Here is a 19277-nt window from a genome sequence, read left to right as displayed (position 1 = left end):
TGTATTAAAGCAAAAAAGCTATTTAATTGGTTTTACATAGTTACAAAAGAAGTAACTTTGAAACATGGTGTTGTACATTTTAATGCTATTTTTTATTATTAGCCCCTTTTTCCCTGCGATGGGAAATGCACATTGGTTTTTCCGCACTGCCGATTTTGTTAGGCTACAATCTATTTTTATACAAACAGGTTTACTGTTGTTGTTTTTTTACTTTGAAGAAAACTACACGCTTTTTAGTTGGGGGCTGCTTGTGGCAATGGTATTTTCTATTGTATATCAGCTGTATAAGGTTTTTCCGTACAGTTCCTTATTCCCGCGACAAAGTTCGCATGGAGATAGCGACGGGTACCTTTCTATTTTAGCGGGAAATGTGCTGCAAACAAACTCGTGCTACCCAGATTTTTTAAATGAAATAAAACGTTTTAACCCAGATTTGGTCCTTACAATGGAATCTAACAAAGACTGGGAAGAATGTCTTTCACAAATTGAAACCGATTATCCGTTTACCGTAAAAATACCATTAGAAAATTTTTACGGCATGCATCTTTATTCGAAAAAAGAATTGAAGCATGTAGAAGTGAAATATCAAATTGAAGACGACAAACCATCCATATTTTTCGACTTCCCAATGGAAGGAAAGCCGCCAATTTATTTTTGCTGTTTGCATCCTGCCCCGCCCAGTCCTACTGAGAATGAAACCTCGAAAGAGCGCGATGCCGAGTTGATGCTAACCGGAAAACGAATTAGAGAAATGGACAAACCCACTGTAGTTTGTGGCGATATGAACGATGTGGTTTGGAGCCGAACGACGCGCCTTTTCAAAAAAATGACCGGCATGATAGACCCGCGCGTGGGGCGTGGTTTCTTTTCTACTTATCACGCTGGATATTTCTTTTTGCGATTTCCGTTGGATCATCTTTTTCACACGCGCGATTTATACGTTGGAAAAATGACACGTTCCAAAAATTTTGGTAGCGACCATTTTGCGATGTATTATGAAATTCATCATAAAAAAAAAGTGGAAACTCCAAAAAACCCAAAGTTGAATGGGGATGAAAAGAAAGAGATTGAAGGCTTGGTTGAAGACGGAAAAGACAATCAATAAAAAAAGCCCTTCATTTCTGAAGAGCTTTTGCGTTGTGCGGGCGGGGAGACTCGAACTCCCACACCTCGCGGCACCAGATCCTAAGTCTGGCGTGTCTACCAATTCCACCACGCCCGCATTTATTATTTTCACGCGTTTCTATCATCCCGATAACTATCGGGACCTCCACGTCCGCAATAAAATCTTTTACAACACTTAGGACATATTGCAAAAGGAGTGCAAATATAAATAATACTTCCAAATGACAACCAATTAATTTTGAATTTTTTTCAAGTCTTTTTGTAATTCTAAAATCATCGCTTTCGAAATTTCCGTATCCATCAATTTTAGCTCTTCAATCATTTGCAATTTTGCCTCGCGGGAATACTCAGGCTGGTGGTTTTCAACTTCAAAATTATAGCCACTTTCAGCAAATAAATTATCACTCCAATCATTTCGAAAACAATCCATTATTAAGTGAATTCTATCCGTTTCACCATCGTTTTTAACGCTATGCGGCAAGTTGAAATTGCCATACCAACACTCACTGGGCAGCATTTTTATTTCTTCAGAATTTATAAAAAAGTGTACATCGCTATTGGTGGTTATTGGAATATGAATTCTAAAAACCCCGTCTTCATAACCCAAATTGTAATCTGTGTGCTCCTTAATTTCACTGTCTGGCTTTAAATTTAAAAGTCGGATGGATTCCTTTTCACATTTAAACGCATCAATAATTTCTTTGAAATACGCACAATTTTGAAGCAACTGCGTGTCTTTAAATTTTTTTTCAGTTTGTGGCAGTGCGAAAATATTATCAATCTCGCCATTTTGCGACCGCAAAGCAATAGATGTCCACTCGCCCGAATAATCGTTTTTGTTGAAATGGGATGTAAAGTTATACGTTCTACAAACCTCTAAATCTTTTAAAAGTTTTTCTTCGGAAAAGTGAAATGGCAATTTTAAAAAAGCATTTTGCATAAATGAAAGCGTTTGTTCACCCCACAATTTACGTCATTTTTAGTACTTTTAGAAAAAATATAAAATTCGAATGAAAAGCGCAAAACCTTACATTGAAAAAAACAAAGATCGTTTTTTAGATGAATTGATTGAGCTGTTGAAAATACCTTCTATCAGCGCCGATTCAGCCTATAAAAAAGACGTTTTAACAACAGCCGATGCTGTAAAAGACCAACTTAAAAAAGCTGGCTGCGACACAGTTGAAATCTGCGAAACCCCAGGATATCCTATCGTTTACGGCGAAAAGATTATCGATAAAAATTTACCAACTATTTTGGTTTACGGTCACTATGATGTGCAACCGCCAGATCCGTTAGATTTATGGGAGAGTCCGCCATTTAAACCCGTGATTAAAAAAACAGAAAAACATCCCGAAGGCGCCATTTTTGCCCGTGGAAGTTGCGACGATAAAGGCCAAATGTACATGCACGTTAAGGCTTTGGAATACATGACCGAAACCAACCAATTGCCCTGCAATGTAAAATTTATGATTGAAGGCGAAGAAGAAGTTGGCAGCGAAAGTTTGGGATGGTTTATTACCCGCAATCGCGAGAAACTAGCAAACGATGTTATTTTAATTAGCGACACCGGAATGATTGCGCCGGACACCCCATCGATAACTACCGGCCTACGCGGATTAAGTTATGTGGAAGTAGAAGTTACTGGCCCAAATCGCGATTTACACAGTGGCTTGTACGGTGGTGCCGTGGCAAACCCAATAAATATTTTAGCAAAAATGATTGCCTCGCTTCACGATGAAAACAATCATATTACCATTCCCGGATTTTATGATGACGTGGAAGAACTTTCAAAAGAAGAACGTGCAAAAATGGCGGAAGCGCCTTTTAACTTAAAAGATTACGAAGAAGCTTTAGATATAGATTCAGTTTATGGCGAAAAAGGATATTCTACAAACGAAAGAAACTCCATTCGTCCCACTTTAGACGTCAACGGAATCTGGGGAGGGTATATTGGCGAAGGTGCCAAAACAGTAATTGCCAGCCAAGCTTTTGCGAAAATAAGTATGCGTTTGGTGCCAGATCAAAACTGGCAAAAAATTACAGAGCTTTTTAAAAATCACTTTGAAAGCATTGCGCCCAAAGGGGTTCGCGTAAAGGTAAAACCACATCACGGTGGTACGGCTTACGTGACGCCAATAGACAGTTTGGGGTATAGAGCAGCTGAAAAAGCATACGAAGAAACGTTTGGAAAAACACCAATTCCACAACGCAGTGGCGGAAGTATCCCAATTGTAGCTTTGTTTGAAAAAGAGCTGAAAAGTAAAACGATTTTAATGGGCTTTGGTTTGGACAGCGACGCTATTCACTCGCCCAACGAACATTTCGGAATTTGGAATTATTTAAAGGGAATTGAAACAATTCCGCAATTTTACCACTACTTTACTGAAATGTCTAAGTAGAAGGTTCCTGAGCGGAGCCGAAGCTTCATTTCTTCACTGAAATGTCTAAATAAAACCTCCAGACCTAACAGGTTTTTCTCCTATGCTCCAAAGCTATGGACGACAAGCAAAATCTGTTGGGTCTTATGTTTATAATTTCTTCTCAAAGCCTATAATAGTACCAAGCTATACTTATTTCAAAATATAAAAGATTGGTTTTCAGAAAAAGACAATCTGCTGTTTAGCAAAATAATTGTCGTTGAAGGCCTTATAAATATAATTTCAAAAAATTATTTCGTTACCTTTAGAATTAGATTTTCTCACCACAAAATCTAAATTGTGAAACGAAAAAACAGTTTTTGGGAAGAGTTAAAACGGCGCAATGTTATAAAAGGCGCCATTTCGTATTTAGTGGTCGCTTGGTTACTTATTAGGATTGCCGCACTGTTGGGCGATATTTTAGCAATGCCGCTCTGGATTTCAAAAAGTCTTTTTTATTTACTTCTAATCGGTTTTCCAATTTATCTATTGGGGACTTGGATTTATGAATTTACCCCCAACGGTTTAAAACGAACTAGCAAAGTAGCCGATACTGCTTCCATTCGGAAAAAAACTGGAAAGCGACTCAATAAAATTATAATTGCTTTTTTAATTCTTATTCTAGCAGTTTTAATTATTGATCGTGTTGTAACCACTCAAAATTACGATAAAGATATCGCCAACATTCCAGCAATCGCGGCAAATTCAAAGTCAATTGCGGTACTTCCTTTTCAAGATTTTTCAGAAAAAAATGACAATTCCTATTTTGCAGATGGACTTACCGAGGAGCTTCTCAACCTTTTATCGCAGGTTGCTGCTTTAAAAGTTACTTCGCGTACATCAACATTTTCATTTAAAAGTTCTGATTTACAGATTCCTGAAATCGCCAAAAAGTTAAATGTTACCTATATTTTAGAAGGCAGTGTGCGAAAATCGGGAAATCTGCTTCGCATTACAGCACAGCTTATTGATGCAAAAAACGATAAACATTTATGGTCTGAAACGTATGACAGAAACTTAGATAATATTTTTGAAATTCAAAACGAAGTTTCGGAGGCCGTTGTAAAAGCATTGGAACTTAATTTGTTAGATTCAGACCCACTTCCGAAGTCAATTAAAACCAATCCCGAAGCCTATAATTACTATTTACAAGCGGTGCAAGCATCACATTTTTCCAGTGATACCCAAAAATTGATTGAAGCAGTAACATTAGCTAAGAAAGCCTTGGAAATAGACAGTAACTACATACCGGCTTTACTGCTGCTTTCACGGGTGTATGAAACGCAAGCGAACAATGGAACTTTGGGGTTTGAAAATGGGTATCGATTGGCAAAGGAGGCTGCAAAAAAAGTGTTAGAAATAGATCCTAAAAATGCATTGGCATATGCCTATTTGGCCGACGATGAATTAAGTTATGACTGGAACTTCACCAAAGCGAAAGAATTAAATGCGATTGCCTTAAAATTAGATGGTTCAAATCCCGAAATAATTAGCCTTACTGCCACTCTAAAAATTGCTTTGGGCAATGTAGAAAGCGCGCTTAGGCTTCAAGAATATTCGGCCAGTTTAGATCCGCTTAACGCAGATGTTTACTACAATTTAGCAAACGTTTATTATTGTGCAGGCCAACTAAATGACGCAATTAAAGCAGCCGAAAAATGTATAGAATTACAGCCCAATCGCTATGCTATTCATTATTATTACGCTCGCATTTTGTTGCAACAAAACAAAACAGAAGATGCTTTAATTGCTATTAGAAGCGAACAGGATGAAGGTTGGCGATTGCAGATATACGCGGATATCTATTTTAAAAAAGACGATTTACAAAAAGCCAATGCATACATGCAGGAGCTTATTTTAAAATATCAAAATGAAATGGCTTACCAAATTGCTGAAAGTTACGCATTTAGAAACGATACCGAAAAAGCATTTATATGGTTAGAAAAAGCATACAATGTACACGATGTGGGCTTAAATGAAGTTTTATCTGAGCCACGTTTTAAAACTTTGCACGACGACAAAAGATGGAAACAATTTATTGACAAGATGGGTTTTCCTAAAACTGAAAACAATCCCGAATGAACCTGAACGAATTTTTTAATGAATTAAGAAGAAGAAATGTCTTTAAAGGCACGGTATCGTATTTGGTTTTTTCGTGGGTGCTGTTACAAGTTATAGCCATACTCACTCCAATTATTGATGCGCCCGCTTGGTTCGGAAAAATGATTTTGATTATTTTAATCGTTTTATTGCCTGTTTGGGTTTGTATTTCGTGGTTTTTTGAAATTACTGCAGATGGTATTAAAAAAACCAAAAACGTTCCGAAGGAAAAATCACTATCACATAAAACCGGGCGAAAACTCAATACTTTTATTATTGCTTTTTTAGCATTAGCAATTATTTTACTCTTTGTTGACCGATTTAGATTACGAGCCGAAAAAAATGAAAACACCATCGCCATAAACACAACACCCGAAAAATCGATTGCTGTTCTGCCGTTTTCAGATATGTCGCCCAACAAACAACAGCGTTATTTTGCAGATGGATTGGCAGAAGAAGTTCTTAACTCACTTGTTAAAATAAATGAGCTGCAAGTTACTTCGCGTACCTCGGCATTTTCCTTTAAAGATAAAGCCATAGGCTTACACGAAATTGCCAAAGTATTACAAGTAGGCTATATCCTGGAAGGCAGTGTACGCTCACAAGACAGTATTTTAAGAATAAGTGTAAACCTTGTTGAAACACAATCAGATAATAGTATTTGGTCGCAAACTTGGGAAAAAAAGTTGAAAAACATCTTTAAGATTCAAAACGAAATTGCCGAGGCAGTTGCCGAAAATCTTCAACTGAGAATTATAGACAATATTATTCCGAAGGTAAAAGAATCTAAAACCGATGCCTATGCCTTGTTTTTGGAAGGCCGTTATATTTTTCAAAACAATTATAACGAAGCCGGTTTACTTCAATCTGAAAAACTATTAAAACAATCGTTAGCAATAGATTCTACGTATGTTCCAGCGCTAATTATGTTGGGAAATCTCTATCAATCACAAAATAATTTTGGAATAATTAATTTCAACGAAGCAAAAAATATAACCTATCAATTAGCTGAAAAAGCGCAAAAAGCCGATAGCACCTATGCCGAAACATACGCTTTTAAATCGTTGTTAGCTTTAATATATGAAAACGATATTGGCAAATCTGGAAAACTTGCAGATAAAGCATTGCATTTAGAGCCTAATAATGCCAGCGCGCTTCATCGTGCATCTGAAGCGGCACATTTACAAGGAAGGGTGAAAGATGCTATTGCCATCCATAAAAAGGTATTGGCTTTGGACCCGTTAAATGCCAGTAATTATTACAGTATGGCAAACACCTATTATATGGCCAAAATGTATAAAGAAGCTGAAAAGAACATTCAGGAGTCAATAAGGTTATCACCAAATCAAAATGTTACCTATTCGTTATACGCACTTATATTAATGAAACAAAAACGATATAACGAAGCATTAGAAATTATAAAAAAAGAACCTTTGGAAGGTTTTAGACTTCACGTAGCCACTATAATTTATCACTTTTTAGGAGACGAAGAAAAGTCTAACGCGGCTTTAAATAAACTTATAGACGAATACGCTCTTTCGTGGGGCTATCAAATTGCGGCCACCTTTGCCTCACTTGAAAACGAAGAAAAAATGTATTATTGGCTGGAGCAAGCACGTATTAATAACGATTTAGGTTTAATGGAATTACCTTTAGAACCCATGTTTGAACCCTATAGAAATAAACCCCGATTTAAAGCTTTTATTGAGAAACTAGACTATAAATATTAACTTATATTTTTTTTACAAAGTCTGTTATAATCACAATTTGTTGGCCATCAACTTTGCCTTCAATGTACTTTTCATTTTCGTGATCGAGAGAAATTCTACGTACGGCCGTGCCTTGTTTTGCAACCATACTACTCCCCTTCACTTTTAAGTCTTTTATTAAAACTACCGAATCTCCAGCTTCCAAAATTACGCCGTTGCTATCGCGGTGAATAATTGCATCGGCTTTCGCTTCAGCTACGCCAGCTTTAGCCCACTCTTTTGTGTCATCTTCCATATACATCATATCCAGCAAATCTTGGGGCCAACCTTCGGCTTTTAACCTGTTTAGCATACGCCACGCCATTACTTGTACTGCTGGCACGGTGCTCCACATACTGTCGTTTAAACAACGCCAATGGTTTACATCAACTTTTTCGGAATCTTCAATTTGCTCTTTACACGTAGTGCAGATGTAAACAGAAGCTTCGGCTCCATTTGTAGGCGAATTTGGCACTTCAAATACACCAAGATTTTCCTCGGTGCTGCAGAGTTCACATTTATTATCGCTTCGCTTTTGTAATTCTTTTTCTACGCTCATCTTATAATAATTTAGTCCGTTGCTAAGGCGTTGGAGGGTTGAGAGTGCAAAGTTAGATTTTTTGAGATATAAACCTACAAGATCTTGCAGACCTTATGAGAGGGATGTTTAAAACTCAGAAGATATCTTAAGAATACGTAGGTCGAAACTGAAAATTTAAAATTTGACTCTTTTCAGAATTTAATATTTGGGATTTATTTTTTGCGATTTGAAATTTAACCGCCTCTACATTTGTAGAATTAAAATAATTATTCTACGTTTGTAGAGTTAGTTTTAAAAATACAATGATGACTCTCTCAAACGCCGAAGAACAATTGATGCAACTCCTTTGGAAAAAGGAACGCGCTTTTATGAAAGATTTAGTTGAAGCTTATCCTGAGCCAAAGCCTGCAACAACTACAGTTGCCACGCTTTTAAAACGTATGCAGGACAAAAAATTTGTCGATTATATCCAGCTTGGGCGATCGCGCGAATACTTTCCGTTGGTGAAAAAGAAAGACTATTTTTCAAAACACGTAAATGGGTTGATTAAAAATTTCTTTAATAACAGTCCCACGCAGTTTGCTTCATTTTTCACTGAAGAAACCAATCTTTCCAAAAAAGAGCTGGAAGAACTAAAAAAAATAATCGATTCCGAAATTAAAAAGAAGTAATTATGGAGTTCTATCTTTTAAAATCCGTCGCGTGTCTCGCACTGTTATTCGCTTTTTACAAGCTGTTTTTGGAAAACACTTCCGTTCATAATTTTAAGCGTTTTTATTTATCGGGAAGTTTATTGGCTTCGTTTTTAATTCCGCTTATCACCTTTACAACCTACGTTAAAGCTTCACCGATTGTACAAAATGCTTCGCAAGCTGCGCCACAAATAATTTTCACTCAAGCCGAACAAACCATCGATTATTGGTCGTTTGTTCTTTGGGCGATTTACGGGATAGGAGTTTTATTTTTTAGTGTGAAATTTTTCAGAAATCTTATCAGTTTAATTCAAAAAATCAGGAAAAATCCGAAATATAAAAACACTCGTTTTATCAATATTCTTTTAAATGAAAAAGTAATTCCGCATACATTTTTCAACTATATATTTCTTAACAAAACACAATTTGAAAAACATGAAATTCCTACAGAAGTAATGCTTCACGAGGAAACGCACGCACGTCAAAAACACAGTTTAGATGTAATTTTTGTCGAACTATTACAGATTGTATTTTGGTTTAATCCGCTGCTTTATTTCATAAAAAGAAGCATTAAACTAAACCACGAATTTTTAGCAGACCGCGCCGTTTTAAACGCAGGGGCGGAAACTTCAAACTATCAAAAAATATTATTGGCGTTCTCATCTCCCGATAGCTATCGGGATGCCTACACGCCATCGTTGGCACATTCAATCAATTATTCATCAATCAAAAAACGATTTACAATTATGAAAACACACACCTCAAAAAGAGCCGTTTTGTGGCGAAGTATTTTATTGCTGCCGTTGCTATCTGTGCTAATCTATGGGTTTAGCACAAAAGAAGTATTAATAGAACGAGCTGAAAATAGTGCCGTTTTTGCAAGCGATACCATTGAAGATATTAGAATTGTAATTGACCAAAACTCAAAATTAACTTTAAACGGAATTCCTGTTAATCTTGAAAATCTTAAAACCGAAATCAACAAACGAAACACACATTTAACAGCTGAGCAAAAGCAAAAATATATTTCTGCCAATGTGGGGTTTTACACCGAGAAGGATAAAGATTTATCTGAAAAAATAATAGAAATCCTCTATGCCAGCAATATTAGAAACCTAAGTATGTCTAACTTAAAAAATATGGAAGACGCTAATTTGGACACAAATTTTATAGTCAATTCATATTCCGGAAAAACTATTGAAGAAGCAGAGGTTTTGCACAAGGCGTATTTAAAAGAGCTTGAGAAATTTAAAGCTGCAAGCGCTAATGTGAAAGATGATGAAAACAATCCGTGGTCAATTCAAGTTGGTGAACCTGAGGAAAGAGACGAAAACACTGGCAAAATAATTCAACAAAAAGCCACCGAAGCAGAACTCGCCGAATACAACAAACTGGCAATAAAATACAACGCAGTAGCTATTAACAAACGCATCATCAAAAAGAAAGATTTGGAGCGTTTGGAAATTATCTATAAAAAAATGAGCGATGCACAAAAGGCAAAGGCGCAACCTTTTCCGGAGTGTATTCCGCCACCACCTCCGCCACCGCCAGCTCCAAAAGTAAAGAAAGGTGAGAAAAGTGATATTCCGCCACCGCCGCCCCCTGCGCCCAAAGTACCTTCAGCAGAAAATGGAAATTTATATACGGCAGCCCAAGCCCCACCGCTGCCAAATTCAAACCCAGTTGAATATATAAAGGAACTCGCAAAAAGAGGCGCCACTTTCCACATTGGCCCACATAAGTACAGTGCCAAAGAAGCGATTAAATTGGTTGAAAAAAGCAAGGACGCAACTATTGATGTAAGCAATTACCCGAAAGTAATTTTGGGTGGGTGCTAAATAAATGAATTGTATTAGACCGTTTTCAATAATCACGGCGCCCGGCCAAAAGGGATGGGCAGGTTTAGCCCGTGGTAAAAGAATCCATAGCAACTGGCTTTAGCCAAATTAACCCAAGTTAGAAGTTTGGCTAAAGCCAGAATTTCGTTTTTACGAACCCCCGGGATAAATCCCGGGGTTATTTATTTTCAAGAACTTAAATTAAAGCTTATTCCAAGCATCGTTTAAAACATTCACATCTGGCAAGATTTTATTCGGATCTAAAACCACACGTTTTACTTCTTTCGAAGATTTTAAAAGATGCGTCCAGCTATTGCCGCGTTGCCAAATTTCAACCGGAAGCTTGACCTCTTCCTTTGAATCGTCGGCATAAATAACTTGAAGCTGCACTGGCATTGGTATTTGTCCTTTGTTTTCAACGGTAATTAAAGAATTTCCCTTGAAAGGTTTTACATCCACAATGCCCAAATCTATATTGCCATTACCATAAAACCAGCCTTTCCAAAACCAAGCTAGATCTTCGCCTACCACATTTTCAAAATGATTAAAAAAGTCGTTTGGTTGTGGATGTTTGTACGCCCAAGTTTCAATATAACTTTTAAAAGCATTATCAAAACGCTCGTGGCCTACAATGTATTCGCGTAGCAAATAAAGTCCTGCAGCGGGTTTATAATAAGCTGTATAAGCCAGGTTTCTAGGGTTCGCAACATCTGGATAAGTGTCAATGCCTTCGCGAGTTTCTGAAGTAAGATACCCAATCAAGCTTCTCGGACTGCTAGATCTGGTGGGAAATTCACCATTGTTAAAAGCTTTGGTACTGTAATGATTTATAAATATGTTGAAACCTTCGTCCATCCAAGGGTAGCGGCGTTCGTTGCTACCTACTATCATCGGGAACCAGTTGTGGCCAAATTCGTGGTCGGTCACGCCCCAAAGATCGCCTTCGAAACTTTGGTAATGGCAAAAACTTACCCCCGGATATTCCATTCCGCCAACGCTGGCTGCAACGTTAATTGCATTGTGGTAAGGATACGGGAAGTAGTTATTTGAGTAAAATTCTACAGAGGCTTTTGTAAATTCGGTAGAGCGCGACCAAGCTTTTGGTCCATTACTTTCTTTTGGGTAAACCGATTGTGCCAAGCCTGTTTTTCCATTGCCAAGATTCATTTTGGCGGCATCCCAAATAAATGCTTTAGACGCGGCCCAAGCCACATCGCGCGTGTTTTCCATTTTAAAATGCCAAGTAAGTGTGCCGCCGGCTTTAGTTTGGGCAGCCGGTTTACCCACTTCTTCTGGTTTTATAATGTAAACCGTTTTGTCGCTTTTTTCAGCTTTTTTCCAACGATCTTGTTGCTCTTTTGTAAGTACATCTTTTGGGTTTTGTAAAACGCCCGAACACACAACTGTTTGATATGCTGGTGCTGTAATTTTTACATCGAAGTTTCCGTATTCGCAATAAAACTCGCCTGCGCCCAAATACGGATCTGTGTTCCATCCCACTACATCGTCAAAAACGGCTACGCGAGGGTACCATTGTGCAATGGCGTAGATGGTGCCGTCTTTCACTTCCAAACGGCCCATGCGGTCCATTCCTTCAACGGGGACTTTAAATTTAAAATCCATTTTTATTTCAACCTCGCCACCGTTTGCTGCCAACGGCTTATCTAACCAAAGTTGCATTCGGGTATCTGTAATTATGTATTTTGAAGAAACGCCTGTAGCTGTTTTTGCAGAAACATTATTCAAATTATAACCGCCTTCTACATCGCCACTGTACCTACTGCCTTGAACGGGAGTGGTTAACGTGCCGCGAGAATCTTCGGTAAAACGATTTTGTTCCAAATACAGCCATATAAAATCTAAAGTTTCAGGGCTGTTGTTTGTATAATTAATTGTCACACTTCCCGAAACCGTGTGATTTTTATCATCAAGAGAAACCTCCAAATTATAATCGGCTGCATTCTGCCAATATTCTGGACCCGGTTTTCCGGAGGCGGTGCGATACGCATTGCCTTGTCTGTATGTAAAATTGTCGAAAAGATGTTGGTTGTCTTGTTTTACTTCCTGTGCTTGTAATGTGAAGGAAAATGTAGAAAAAAGCAGCGTTATTAAAAGGCTGCCGGCAAAATATTTCATCGGTGCTCAATTTTAAAAATAATCTGCTAATGTACTAAATACAATTTGAAAAGGATGTTAAAACAAAGGCTTTGGGAATACTAAAAAAAGATTGTACTTCGAAAAAAATTTATAGTAGAAGTCTATTTAAAAAGCATTTAAAATCCACTAGTAGAAAACAGTAATATAAAAAACTTAAAAGGAGCTAAATAAATTATCAGCTCCTTTGTTAAATGTGAATTCAGCAATTAAAATTTTTATACATTTTCAATTCGTTTCATTACTTTTTCTACCAACAAATCGCATTTATGGTTTCCGAATTCAAAAATTGAAGCGTCGTGTGTGGTTTTAAAAAGCTCGTCCTTCAATAAATTTTTGGCTCGGTGCAAACGTACTTTTACATTGCTATCGCTCAGTTTTAGGCAGGCAGCTATTTCGGGATTAGACAGGCCTTCTATTTGATGCATCACGAATACTACCCTGTATTTTTCGGGGAGCGCATCAACTGCTTTTTCAACCAAGGCTTTGGTTTCGGTCTTTATGGCTTGCTTTTCTGGATTCATAGTATTTGTGTCTGGCAGTTGAAAAACATTTTCTAAACTTTCGGTTTTTCCGTAATTGGTTAATTGCCTTTTTTTCTTGCGAATATCTTGAAGTGCTTCGTTAATGGCTATCCGAATGAGCCAAGTAGAAAAGGAAGATTGGTTGTTAAATTGATAGAGTTTTGTATATGCTTTTACATAGGCATCTTGCAAAATATCTTGTACATCGTCTTCAGAATAAATATAACTTCGCACTACTCTAAAAAGCCGTTGGTTATACCGGCGCATCAAAATTTCGAAAAGCTCCTTTTCGCCATCTAACACCCGTTGTACAACGATAGAATCTGACAATTTTGTTAAAACATATTTGTTGGGTTGAGTCGCGTTCATGTTTTGTTTTTCTTTTTAGATGCCATAAACTTTCTAAAGTTACAAATTTTGTAACCGTTTTTCACAAAGTACATCTAACCAGTAGAACTTTAATTCGAAAAACCATGAAAACATTACCAATTAGTGCTGAAATCAGCAAGTTACAGACCCTTTTAAAATACACTTTTACGATAGTACCCATTGCCGCAGGAGCCGATAAATTTTTAAACATTTTAGTTCAATGGGATACCTATTTAGCACCGTCAACTTTAGACTTGTTACCCATGAGTGGGGCGACATTTATGATGATTGTTGGCGTAATAGAAATTATTGCAGGCATCTTAGTATTCACCAAAACCCAGTTGGGGGCGTATGTTGTATCGCTTTGGTTGTTGCTTATAGCCTTGAGTTTACTTTTTACTTGGCATCATCCAGACGTTGCCGTTCGCGATATTGTAATGGCAATTGCCGCCTATGTTTTGGCCAAATTGAGCATTCCTGAAAATACTAGCAAAACTTCCTAGTTCATTTTTTTTGTATTTAAGAAAATCTTCCCGCTCACCTCGTTGAGATCGGGAAGATTTGCATTTTAATAGCAACATTCTTTTTAAAAATAGTCTTGAATACCAGGATACATCGTTCCATTTTTTATAAAAGTTGTTGAAATTGAAATTTTAAAGCAGAAAAAATCTTCGATTTTGGGTGTTAAAAAAAATTAATTGTAAATTTAGAATCCACTAACAACCAAACTAAAAACAATGAAACGACTATTACTCTCGGTAGTACTAGCTTGCGTTTCGTGGAGCAGTCTTCCTCAAACTCCTTCTCAAAACCAAGAAGACTCACTTAAAGGTTCGTATTTAAATTCGGACAAAACAATTGCGAAGCATCGGGACACGCTTGTAGAATACAACAATTTTAAAAAAACAATTCAGCTTTCAGAAAAGAAGAAAGATTTTGAAACCCTCGGTCAAGCCTATCGCGATTTGGCGAAGTGGCACGAAAACCACACCGTCTTAGATTCGTCTATAGTTTATCTTCAAAAAGCAATTTCGGTTTATAAAAAGCAGGAATTAACGAAGCCTTTAGCAGATACCTATCTTTTATTGGCAACCAATTACAGCGGCACTGCAGAATACGATTTGGGTTCCGAAGCTGTTTTTAAAGCACTCGCCCTTTATGAAAAAGCAAACGACAAACGTGGGATTGCACAATGTTATACAAAAATATGCGACTTGCTTTATTATTCAGACAGTTATGCCGAGGGAGCCCAATACTGCGAAAAAGCCATCGCAATTCAAGAAAAATTGGGTTACGATGAAGACTTGGCGCTCTCGTATCGGCGACTTGCGGAAAATCAATTATTCTTAGGCGATTTGGAAAAAAGTCTCAGCAGTATGAATCGCGCTATTAATTTGTACCAAAAACTGGGAATTGTGGACGCGCCACTTTTGGCCTGCTACAACGGTCGTGGAAATATTTATAAATACATGGAACGCTATGACGATGCTATTGCAGATTACAACCGCTGCTACGAAGGTGCCAAAAAAATAGGTTTACTCCGCTACACTATGCCACCAACCGCCAATATTGGTCACGTATATATTTTACAGGGAAAATATGCCGAAGCCCTACCCTATAATCTAAAAGCAATAGAAATAATGAAACGCATTGGCAACACCAAAAACCTTTGGGAAAACTATATGCACGTTTCTAGTATTTACAGTGAATTGGGAGATTATAAAAACGCCCTAAAATATCACGAACTATACGAACAAGGACACACAGAATACCTCAACACTATTATTGCACGGCAAGATAGCGAGCTGCAAGTAAAATATGAAACCGCGCAAAAGGATATGGAAATTTTAAACCAAGAGGCAAAAATTTCGCAACAGCGCAAAACACAAATCCTTTATATTGGCATTGCGGGTTTGCTGGCTATTATTCTCTTCGGAATGTATTTTACGTTGAAGAATATTCGCAAAAAACGAAAAGCACTTTCACAATTAAATGTTGAACTGGACGCCAAAAACAAACAGAATGAACTGTTGTTAAAAGAAATTCACCACCGTGTAAAAAACAATCTGGAAATGGTGAAAAGCCTTATTGCATTACAGTCTGCAAAACTGGAAGATGGCGCCAGTAAAGAAGCGATGCTTGCCAGTCAAAACCGGGTGCAAAGTATGGGTATAATTCACCAAAAATTATATCAAGGTGAAAATTTGGGCAGTATTGAAATGAAAGACTACTTTGTAAATTTAAGCGAAGGCGTGCTAGATACTTTTAATGCCGAAGAAAAGGTGAAAATAGAATGCGCCATGGACAATTTAAATTTAGATGTTGACACGGCAGTCCCCATTGGATTAATTGTAAATGAATTGTTGACTAACGCTTTAAAATACGCTTTTCCCACCACCGAAAAAGGTTTAATAAACATTAGTCTTAAAGAAGAAAACGACGCACTGTTTTTAAAAGTTTCAGACAATGGAATAGGTAAAACTGAAGGTACAAAGCCCAAGGGAACCGGCTTTGGAACGCAGTTAATACACCTACTCACACAGCAATTAAACGGCACCATTTCTGAAGATTATAATAACGGAACCGCAGTGCTTTTCCACTTTAAAAATTTTAAAACTGCGTGATGGATAGTTCCAAAAAAATATTAATTGTTGAAGACGAAATGGTAATTGCGGCCAATATTTCGTTGCAATTAAGCGACCTTGGTTATGAAGTAACGGGAATACTGCCGCGAGGCGAAGAGGCACTTTTAAATATAAAAATTGACAAGCCCGATATTGTTTTAATGGATATTCAATTAAAAGGTGAAATGGACGGTATTGAAACCGCTTGTCAAATTGAATTACAATATAATATTCCAATTATTTATTTAACTGCAAATACAGATGATGCCCATTTTATTCGCGCCAAAAAAACACATCCGTATGCCTTTATTTCTAAGCCTTTTAAAAAGTTAGATTTACAACGTGCCATTGAGCTAACCTTAGAGCGTGTTGCAATTGAAAGTGCTTCGGAGGCATTAAATAATAGTGCCGAAAATAATACAGACACCCCTTTTGGCAATGCTACAGATTTTATTTTGAACGACCGCATTTTTGTTCGTCACAACGAGAAGATGCTAAAAATAAATATTAAGGACATTTACTATATTGAAGCAGACCGCAACTATTGTCGTATTTTTTCGCAAGGGCGCGAACACCTTATCGTAATGACGTTAAAAGATATAGACGAGAAACTTCCCCAGAAACATTTCCTTCGCATACATCGTTCGTATGTTATTAATCTTTCGCAAATAGACGAAGTTGCCGGCACACACGTGGTAATTGCCAAAAAAGCCATCCCAATGAGCAAGGCAATGCGCACCGAACTTTTAAAGCGACTGCAAACTATTTAAACTGACGTATGACTTTTTTAACGCTAGAAATAAGACTTTCTGAAAGTACTTTCGTTTAAGTTTTATAAAAATAGCCTCTTTTACTTTTAGGTAATCCATTCCTAAATATTTCTATTCTCAAGTAGTTTAGTGCAACTTCCTTTTTTCCTTCGGCAACGAATGTGACCCTTTCGGACAGAAAATGACACCATTCGTCCTAAATCACTTTTCAGAATTGTTGATTTACAGTTACTTAGATGCACTCCTCACACTTTTTTTCATTTAACGTTTAAATCTTCTAATTATGAAAGCAGCAGCTTCAATTTTAAAAAATCACACAATCATGTGTTTATTCGTGATGATTTGTGGGTTTACAACATCTAGTTTTTCACAGACTGGCAATGACGGCAACGTGTATATTTCAAACGAAATTACTGGAGACCTATTAGTAGCCACGGCAGATGGTTCAGTTATAGAAAGTATGGATCCAAATAATCTATCGCTTGCCACTTGGCGAATTAACACTGATTCACAAACTGGAGCCACATTAATAATGAATGTTGGAAACGGAAAATATTTACAAGCCAATAGAAGCGGAAATCTAACTACAGGTGCTGCCAATACTGAAAGCTCAAGTTGGGAAATGGATATCTTAGAAAGGGCCGAGGGCTATACTTATTTTGAATTATACAACTATTCCACCGATGGATATTTAAACAATGCTGGCGGATTGAACATAGGCTATATTGATGAAGGAGCTTCGGAAGCTGTTTGGGTATGCGAAGCAGCTTATGATGTAGAACAAAACGACGGTCAAATTGGAGATGGTTGGGAAGACAATAGCCCTATTGAAGTCAATACTACTACAGTAAGTACCGAAACGAACAGCAACCAAAATACGGGCACTGCCGGAACCGGAAATACAAATGCCGGCACTATCGCAACCAGCAATCCACAAATTAATAACGACGCCGGAAAAATCAATGATTATATAAGAAATGGGCTTCAATACGACCCTCGTATTTTATTGAGCGTAAACAATCAAGGGTCAATTGTTCCTGTTCAAAACGAAACTTCAAGTAGCGAAAGTAAAAAAGAAGGCAACAACAGTGTAATAGTATGCCGAAAATCTAGTTATAATTTAACTTCCAATGTTGAAGATGTGGCCATTATGCGTCCTACCAACGGTATTATTTGGCCTGGCGCTTTGGTTATAGCAAACAGGTCTTTGGCAGAAGGATTACCAACTCCTATCACTTCACTTACCAAAGCCCCAACCCGTATAACTGTTGATTTGCCGGGTCTAGGATCTGGTGCAAGTGTGTTAGTTAACAACCCTACAAATTCTACAACCCAAGCAGCGATAGACAATTTATTGGAAAAATGGAACAGCAGTCCAAATTATAAAGTACAACCAGCAGTTTCAACTTATACCGAAACCATGGCCTATTCTAATGAGCAAGTAGCGGTAAAACTTGGCGTGAATTATTCGCAAATGGGACTCAGTGTTTCAACCGAATTAGGTGTTAAAACCAGCAATTCTCGAAAAGTGTTTATCGTAATGTACAAGCAGGTATTTTATACTGTAAATTTAGATTTACCACCAAATCCAGCAGATTACTTCGCTCCTAATGTAACGATCGCGGATGTAAAAAATGCAGTTAATTCAAAAGCTCCCCCGGGCTATGTGCAGAGCGTAAGCTATGGAAGAATACTTATGTTCCGAATGGAAACCAGTGCCAGCACAAAAGATATTGACGTAAAAGGGGCGTTTGAATATTCCTCTGGCGCACAAACCGTAGGTGTTGATGCGGCGGTGCAATACAAGCAAATACTTGAAAACTCTAATATAAGTGTAATTACTTTAGGCGGAAACGCAGAGGCGGCAGCCCAACCTGTAAGTGCAAAAAACGCAGGCGATCTTGCAAAGTATATACAAGGTTCAAATGCGGTATACTCCCGCATCAATCCTGGTCTTCCTATTTCGTACACCGTGCGCTTTTTAAAAGATCATACTGTAGCCAAAATGGGTCTTACCACAGATTACTCTAAAGAAGAATGCGAAGAATTTCCAAACCTATTTATAAGACTTAAACAAGACGGTGCGTATGTAGCCAAGTTTACAATTGACTATACAGAAGACGGGAATCCAAAAAAGTGGGAATCTGGCGAAAAAACTGCTGGATGGACGAAAACGGTTAATCTTCCCTATAACGCTAAAAATATTCAACTTAATGGCGTAGCGGCTACAGGATTAGTTTGGGATCCATGGGGCGAAATTATAAAGAAAACCCTAAATGGCAACGACGTAAACAAATGTTATAGAGCTTACGGTACGACCTTAGGAAGACATTGGGACAACAAATGTGAATAGAACAGTAACCCACCACCCTAAA

The 19277-nt window shown here is 37.6% G+C and carries 14 protein-coding genes and 1 tRNA gene; 10 read left to right on the top strand and 5 right to left on the bottom strand.

The window, feature by feature from the left end; genetic code table 11:
- The first annotated feature begins 64 nt into the window (after nucleotides 1-64).
- Entirely contained in the window at nucleotides 65-1105 is a 1041-nt protein-coding gene (locus tag K8089_RS09845; RefSeq protein WP_237603110.1) for an endonuclease/exonuclease/phosphatase family protein, read from the top strand.
- A gap of 35 nt (nucleotides 1106-1140) precedes the next feature.
- On the opposite strand, the gene K8089_RS09840 is transcribed toward K8089_RS09845, so the two are convergent.
- Together K8089_RS09840 and K8089_RS09835 are read right to left on the bottom strand one after the other, a co-directional pair.
- Nucleotides 1141-1222, bottom strand: a tRNA-Leu gene (locus K8089_RS09840).
- Between the two features lie 135 nt (nucleotides 1223-1357).
- Nucleotides 1358-2065 (bottom strand): aspartyl/asparaginyl beta-hydroxylase domain-containing protein, encoded by a 708-nt coding sequence (locus K8089_RS09835; protein WP_237603109.1) that lies wholly within the window; start codon nucleotides 2063-2065, stop codon nucleotides 1358-1360.
- 70 nt (nucleotides 2066-2135) lie between these two features.
- Here K8089_RS09835 and K8089_RS09830 point away from each other — a divergent pair, with 70 nt between their 5' ends.
- The 3 genes from K8089_RS09830 to K8089_RS09820 all read left to right on the top strand — a co-directional run bounded on the left by K8089_RS09830 (nucleotide 2136) and on the right by K8089_RS09820 (nucleotide 7372).
- On the top strand, nucleotides 2136-3524 hold the full coding sequence (locus K8089_RS09830) for a dipeptidase (protein WP_237603108.1): 1389 nt from the start codon (nucleotides 2136-2138) through the stop codon (nucleotides 3522-3524).
- A 318-nt stretch (nucleotides 3525-3842) separates the two neighbouring features.
- Entirely contained in the window at nucleotides 3843-5624 is a 1782-nt protein-coding gene (locus K8089_RS09825; protein ID WP_237603107.1) for a tetratricopeptide repeat protein, read from the top strand.
- Nucleotides 5621-7372: a tetratricopeptide repeat protein gene (locus tag K8089_RS09820; RefSeq protein WP_237603106.1), complete on the top strand. Its 1752-nt coding sequence runs from the start codon at nucleotides 5621-5623 to the stop codon at nucleotides 7370-7372. The genes K8089_RS09825 and K8089_RS09820 overlap by 4 nt, the downstream gene beginning before the upstream one ends.
- 1 nt (nucleotide 7373) lies before the next feature.
- Here the strand turns inward: K8089_RS09820 and K8089_RS09815 are convergent, their stop codons facing one another.
- Entirely contained in the window at nucleotides 7374-7949 is a 576-nt protein-coding gene (locus tag K8089_RS09815; protein ID WP_237603105.1) for a PhnA domain-containing protein, read from the bottom strand.
- A 287-nt stretch (nucleotides 7950-8236) separates the two neighbouring features.
- On the opposite strand from K8089_RS09815, the gene K8089_RS09810 reads away from it, so the two are divergent.
- Both K8089_RS09810 and K8089_RS09805 read left to right on the top strand, forming a co-directional pair.
- On the top strand, nucleotides 8237-8602 hold the full coding sequence (locus tag K8089_RS09810) for a BlaI/MecI/CopY family transcriptional regulator (protein ID WP_237603125.1): 366 nt from the start codon (nucleotides 8237-8239) through the stop codon (nucleotides 8600-8602).
- Between the two features lie 2 nt (nucleotides 8603-8604).
- Nucleotides 8605-10461 carry a M56 family metallopeptidase gene (locus K8089_RS09805; protein ID WP_237603104.1) on the top strand — a complete coding sequence of 619 codons (1857 nt, stop codon included), beginning with the start codon at nucleotides 8605-8607 and terminating at the stop codon, nucleotides 10459-10461.
- A 201-nt stretch (nucleotides 10462-10662) separates the two neighbouring features.
- Here K8089_RS09805 and K8089_RS09800 read toward each other — a convergent pair whose 3' ends face one another.
- Nucleotides 10663-12597, bottom strand: a complete 1935-nt coding sequence (locus K8089_RS09800) for a M1 family metallopeptidase (RefSeq protein WP_237603103.1) — start codon at nucleotides 12595-12597, stop codon at nucleotides 10663-10665.
- 236 nt (nucleotides 12598-12833) lie between these two features.
- Nucleotides 12834-13508, bottom strand: a complete 675-nt coding sequence (locus K8089_RS09795) for an RNA polymerase sigma factor (protein WP_237603102.1) — start codon at nucleotides 13506-13508, stop codon at nucleotides 12834-12836.
- 104 nt (nucleotides 13509-13612) lie between these two features.
- Here K8089_RS09795 and K8089_RS09790 point away from each other — a divergent pair, with 104 nt between their 5' ends.
- From K8089_RS09790 to K8089_RS09775, 4 genes are all read left to right on the top strand, one after another.
- Nucleotides 13613-14011: a hypothetical protein gene (locus K8089_RS09790; protein WP_237603101.1), complete on the top strand. Its 399-nt coding sequence runs from the start codon at nucleotides 13613-13615 to the stop codon at nucleotides 14009-14011.
- 234 nt (nucleotides 14012-14245) lie between these two features.
- Complete coding sequence (locus K8089_RS09785; RefSeq protein ID WP_237603100.1) at nucleotides 14246-16132, top strand: tetratricopeptide repeat-containing sensor histidine kinase; 1887 nt, start codon at nucleotides 14246-14248, stop codon at nucleotides 16130-16132.
- Complete coding sequence (locus K8089_RS09780; RefSeq protein WP_237603099.1) at nucleotides 16132-16902, top strand: LytR/AlgR family response regulator transcription factor; 771 nt, start codon at nucleotides 16132-16134, stop codon at nucleotides 16900-16902. The genes K8089_RS09785 and K8089_RS09780 overlap by 1 nt, the downstream gene beginning before the upstream one ends.
- 283 nt (nucleotides 16903-17185) lie before the next feature.
- Nucleotides 17186-19255, top strand: coding sequence for a thiol-activated cytolysin family protein (locus K8089_RS09775; RefSeq protein ID WP_237603098.1), 2070 nt, complete (start codon nucleotides 17186-17188; stop codon nucleotides 19253-19255).
- The last annotated feature ends 22 nt before the right edge of the window (nucleotides 19256-19277 follow it).

The sequence above is a fragment of the Aequorivita vitellina genome, from assembly GCF_022008365.1.
Lineage (GTDB): Bacteria > Bacteroidota > Bacteroidia > Flavobacteriales > Flavobacteriaceae > Aequorivita > Aequorivita vitellina.
The sequence above is the reverse complement of the archived record's forward strand: the minus strand, read 5'-3'. Positions and strand labels throughout refer to the sequence as shown.